This is a genomic window from Escherichia sp. WS1265 (assembly GCF_046487585.1).
In the GTDB taxonomy this organism is placed as follows: Bacteria; Pseudomonadota; Gammaproteobacteria; order Enterobacterales; family Enterobacteriaceae; genus Escherichia; species Escherichia coli.
Window position 1 is genome coordinate 1 of record NZ_JBJQJE010000043.1, and the last position, 5,378, is coordinate 5,378.

At 57.2% G+C, this 5,378-nt stretch carries 5 protein-coding genes; all 5 read left to right on the top strand.

Annotated features, from left to right (window positions below):
- A partial coding sequence (locus tag ACJHX3_RS24205) for a phage tail protein (RefSeq protein ID WP_349395297.1) occupies positions 1-289 on the top strand: 289 nt, incomplete at its 5' end.
- Between the two features lie 9 nt (positions 290-298).
- Entirely contained in the window at positions 299-997 is a 699-nt protein-coding gene (locus ACJHX3_RS24210) for a phage minor tail protein L (protein WP_023307632.1), read from the top strand.
- A 5-nt stretch (positions 998-1,002) separates the two neighbouring features.
- A complete protein-coding gene (locus ACJHX3_RS24215; protein WP_410236220.1) occupies positions 1,003-1,746 on the top strand; it encodes a C40 family peptidase in 744 nt (247 codons plus the stop codon).
- Complete coding sequence (locus ACJHX3_RS24220; protein WP_249540488.1) at positions 1,743-2,315, top strand: tail assembly protein; 573 nt, start codon at positions 1,743-1,745, stop codon at positions 2,313-2,315. The genes ACJHX3_RS24215 and ACJHX3_RS24220 overlap by 4 nt, the downstream gene beginning before the upstream one ends.
- A gap of 60 nt (positions 2,316-2,375) precedes the next feature.
- The coding region (locus ACJHX3_RS24225; protein ID WP_410236221.1) for a host specificity protein J at positions 2,376-5,378 on the top strand (3,003 nt) is incomplete at its 3' end.

Genomic DNA, 5,378 nt, shown 5'->3' on the forward strand with positions numbered 1-5,378 from the left:
GGTATCAGAGCCGAAAGTGGTGACAGTGAAGCTGGGCGATGGTTATGAACAGCGTCGTGCGGCGGGACTGAATAACCAGTTGTCGACTTACAGCGTGACGATACGTGTTCGCAAATGTGAACACCCATCTTTAAAAGCCTTTCTGGAACGGCACGGTGGCGTCCGCGCATTTCAGTGGACGCCACCTTATGACTGGAAGCCGATCAGGGTGGTTTGTCGTAAATGGTCGGCAAGCGTGGGGGCGTTGTGGGTAACCATAACGGCAGATTTTGAACAGGTCGTGGCATAGGAGGCTCTGATGCAGGATATTCCACAGGAAACACATCATGAGACGACACGCCTCACTCAGTCAGCCCAGGTGGTGCTCTGGGAAATCGATCTGACAGAGGTCGGTGGTGAACGTTATTTTTTCTGTAATGAGCAGAACGAAAAAGGTGAGCCGGTCACCTGGCAGGGGCGGCAGTATCAGGCATACCCCATTCAGGGGACAGGATTTGAACTGAACGGCAAGGGCAGTGCTGCCCGTCCGACACTGACGGTTTCTAACCTGCACGGTATGGTCACCGGTATGGCAGAAGATCTGCAGAGTCTGGTCGGCGGAACGGTGGTCCGGCGTAAGGTTTACGCCCGTTTTCTGGATGCGGTGAACTTCGTCAACGGAAACAGTGATGCCGACCCGGAGCAGGAGGTGATCAGCCGCTGGCGCATCGAGCAGTGCAGTGAACTGAGTGCGGTCAGTGCTTCTTTTGTACTGTCCACGCCGACGGAAACGGATGGCGCTGTTTTTCCGGGGCGTATCATGCTGGCCAACACCTGCACCTGGACCTATCGCGGTGATGAGTGCGGTTATAACGGTCCGGCTGTCGCGGATGAATATGACCAGCCGACGTCCGATATCACGAAGGATAAATGCAGCAAATGCCTGAGCGGCTGTAAGTTCCGCAATAACGTCGGCAACTTTGGCGGTTACCTTTCCATTAACAAACTTTCGCAGTAAATCCCATGACAGAGACAGAATCAGCGATTCTGGCGCACGCCCGGCAATGTGCGCCAGCGGAGTCGTGCGGCTTCGTGGTGAGAACGCCGGAGGGAGAAAGATATTTTCCCTGCGTGAATATCTCCGGTGAGCCGGAGGCGTATTTCCGGATGGCTCCGGAGGACTGGCTGCAGGCAGAAATGCAGGGTGAGATTGTGGCGCTGGTCCACAGCCACCCCGGTGGTCTGCCCTGGCTGAGTGAGGCCGACCGGCGGCTGCAGGTGCAGAGTGATTTGCCGTGGTGGCTGGTCTGCCGGGGGACGATTCATAAGTTCCGCTGTGTGCCGCATCTTACCGGGCGGCGCTTTGAGCACGGTGTGACGGACTGTTACACCCTGTTCCGGGATGCTTACCATCTGGCGGGGATTGAGATGCCGGATTTTCATCGTGAGGATGACTGGTGGCGTAACGGTCAGAATCTCTATCTGGATAATCTGGAGGCCACAGGGCTGTATCAGGTGCCGTTGTCAGCGGCGCAGCCGGGCGATGTGCTGCTGTGCTGTTTTGGTTCATCTGTGCCGAATCATGCCGCCATTTACTGTGGTGACGGCGAGCTGCTGCACCATATTCCTGAACAACTGAGCAAACGAGAGAGGTATACCGACAAATGGCAGCGACGCACACACTCCCTCTGGCGTCACCGGGCATGGCACGCATCTGCCTTTACGGGGATTTACAACGATTTGGCCGCCGCATCGACCTTCGTGTGAAAACGGGGGCCGAAGCCATCCGGGCGCTGGCCACACAGCTCCCTGCGTTTCGTCAGAAACTGAGCGACGGCTGGTATCAGGTACGTATTGCCGGGCAGGATGTCAGCACGTCCGGATTAACGGCGCAGTTACATGAGGCTCTGCCTGACGGCGCTGTGATTCATATCGTTCCCAGAGTCGCCGGGGCCAAGTCAGGTGGCGTATTCCAGATTGTCCTGGGGACAGCCGCCATTGCCGGATCATTCTTTACCGCCGGAGCCACCCTTGCAGCATGGGGAACAGCCATTGGGGCCGGTGGTATGACCGGCATTCTGTTTTCTCTCGGTGCCAGTATGGTGCTCGGCGGTGTGGCTCAGATGCTGGCACCTAAAGCCAGAACTCCCCGCACACAGACAACGGATAACGGTAAGCAGAACACCTATTTCTCCTCACTGGATAACATGGTTGCCCAGGGTAATGTTCTGCCTGTTCTGTACGGTGAAATGCGTGTGGGGTCGCGGGTGGTTTCTCAGGAGATCAGCACGGCAGACGAAGGGGACGGTGGTCAGGTTGTGGTGATTGGTCGCTGATGCAAAATGTTTTATGTGAAACCGCCTCCGGGCGGTTTTGTCGTTTATGGAGCATGACGAATGGGTAAAGGCAGCAGTAAGGGGCATACCCCGCGCGAAGCGAAGGACAACCTGAAGTCCACGCAGTTACTGAGTGTGATTGATGCCATCAGCGAAGGGCCGATTGAAGGTCCGGTGGATGGATTAAAAAGCGTGCTGCTGAACAGTACGCCGGTGCTGGACAGTGAGGGGAATACCAACATCGCCGGTGTCACGGTGGTATTCCGGGCAGGTGAGCAGGAACAGACACCGCCGGAGGGATTTGAATCCTCCGGATCCGAGACGGTGCTGGGTACGGAAGTGAAATATGACACGCCGATCACCCGGACCATCACGTCTGCAAACATCGACCGTCTGCGCTTTACCTTCGGTGTGCAGGCTCTGGTGGAAACCACTTCAAAGGGGGACCGGAATCCGTCGGAAGTCCGCCTGCTGGTTCAGATACAGCGTAACGGTGGCTGGGTGACGGAAAAAGACATCACCATTAAGGGCAAAACCACCTCGCAGTATCTGGCCTCGGTGGTGGTGGATAACCTGCCTCCGCGCCCGTTCAATATCCGGATGCGCAGGATGACGCCGGACAGCACCACAGACCAGCTGCAGAACAAAACGCTCTGGTCGTCATACACCGAAATCATCGATGTGAAACAGTGCTACCCGAACACGGCACTGGTCGGCGTGCAGGTGGATTCGGAGCAGTTCGGCAGCCAGCAGGTGAGCCGTAATTATCATCTGCGCGGGCGCATTCTGCAGGTGCCGTCGAACTATAACCCGCAGACGCGGCAATACAGCGGTATCTGGGACGGGACGTTTAAGCCAGCATACAGCAACAACATGGCCTGGTCTCTGTGGGATATGCTGACCCATCCGCGCTACGGCATGGGGAAACGTCTTGGTGCGGCAGATGTGGATAAATGGGCGCTGTATGTCATCGGCCAGTACTGCGACCAGTCAGTGCCGGACGGCTTTGGCGGCACGGAGCCGCGCATCACCTGTAATGCGTACCTGACCACACAGCGCAAGGCGTGGGATGTGCTCAGTGATTTCTGCTCGGCGATGCGCTGTATGCCGGTATGGAACGGGCAGACGCTGACGTTCGTGCAGGACCGACCGTCGGATAAGGTGTGGACCTATAACCGCAGTAATGTGGTGATGCCGGATGATGGCGCGCCGTTCCGCTACAGCTTCAGCGCCCTGAAGGACCGCCATAATGCCGTTGAGGTGAACTGGATTGACCCGGATAACGGCTGGGAGACGGCAACAGAGCTTGTGGAGGATACGCAGGCCATTCTCCGTTACGGTCGTAATGTCACGAAGATGGATGCCTTTGGCTGTACCTGCCGGGGGCAGGCACACCGCGCCGGGCTGTGGCTGATTAAAACGGAACTGCTGGAAACGCAGACTGTGGACTTCAGCGTGGGTGCAGAAGGGCTTCGCCATGTACCGGGCGATGTCATTGAAATCTGTGATGATGACTATGCGGGTATCAGCATCGGCGGGCGCGTGCTGGCAGTGAACAGCCAGACGCGGACACTGACGCTCGACCGTGAAATCACGCTGCCATCCTCCGGCACCACGCTGATAAGCCTGGTTGACGGTGAGGGCAATCCGGTGAGCGTGGAAGTCCAGTCCGTCACCGACGGCGTGAAGGTGAAAGTGAGCCGTGTCCCTGACGGCGTTGCCGGATACAGCGTGTGGGGGCTGAAGCTGCCGACGCTGCGCCAGCGCCTGTTCCGCTGCGTGAGTATCCGTGAGAACGACGACGGCACGTATGCCATCACTGCCGTGCAGCATGTACCGGAAAAAGAGGCCATCGTGGATAACGGGGCGCACTTTGACGGCGACCAGAGCGGCACGGTGAATGGTGTCACGCCGCCAGCGGTGCAGCACCTGACCGCAGAAGTCACCGCAGACAGCGGGGAATATCAGGTGCTGGCGCGCTGGGACACGCCGAAGGTGGTGAAGGGCGTGAGCTTCCTGCTTCGCCTGACCGTGGCTGCGGATGATGGCAGTGAACGGCTGGTCAGCACGGCCCGGACGACGGAAACCACATACCGCTTCAGGCAACTGGCGCTGGGAAATTACAGGCTGACAGTCCGGGCGGTAAATGCCTGGGGGCAGCAGGGCGATCCGGCATCGGTATCGTTCCGGATTGCCGCACCGGCAGCGCCGTCGCGGATTGAGCTGACGCCGGGCTATTTTCAGATAACCGCCACGCCCCATCTTGCCGTTTATGATCCGACGGTACAGTTTGAGTTCTGGTTCTCGGAAAAGCGGATTACCGATATCAGGAAGGTTGAAACCAGCGCGCGTTATCTTGGCACGGCGCTGTACTGGATAGCCGCCAGTATCAATATCAAGCCGGGCCATGATTATTATTTTTATATCCGCAGTGTGAATACTGTTGGCAAATCGGCATTCGTGGAGGCTGTCGGTCGGGCGAGCGATGATGCGGAAGGTTACCTGGATTTTTTCAAAGGCCAGATAACCGAATCTCATCTCGGCAAGGAGCTGCTGGAAAAAGTCGAGCTGACGGAGGATAACGCCAGCAAACTGGAGGAGTTTTCGAAAGAGTGGAAAGACGCCAACGATAAATGGAATGCCATGTGGGGCGTCAAAATTGAGCAGACCGAAGACGGCAGGCATTATGTCGCGGGGCTTGGCCTCAGCATGGAGGATACGGAGGAAGGTAAACTGAGCCAGTTCCTGGTTGCCGCTAACCGTATCGCGTTTATTGACCCGGCAAACGGGAATGAAACGCCGATGTTTGTGGCGCAGGGCAACCAGATATTCATGAACGACGTGTTCATGAAGCGCCTGACAGCCCCCACCATTACCAGCGGTGGCAGTCCTCCGGTATTTTCCCTGACATCAGACGGAAAGCTGACCGCTAAAAATGCGGATATCAGTGGTAGTGTGAATGCGAACGCCGGGACGCTCAACAATGTCACGGTAAATGAAAACTGTACGATTAAGGGCATGCTGGAGGCGACTCAGGTCAGAGGTGACTTCGTTAAAGCTGTA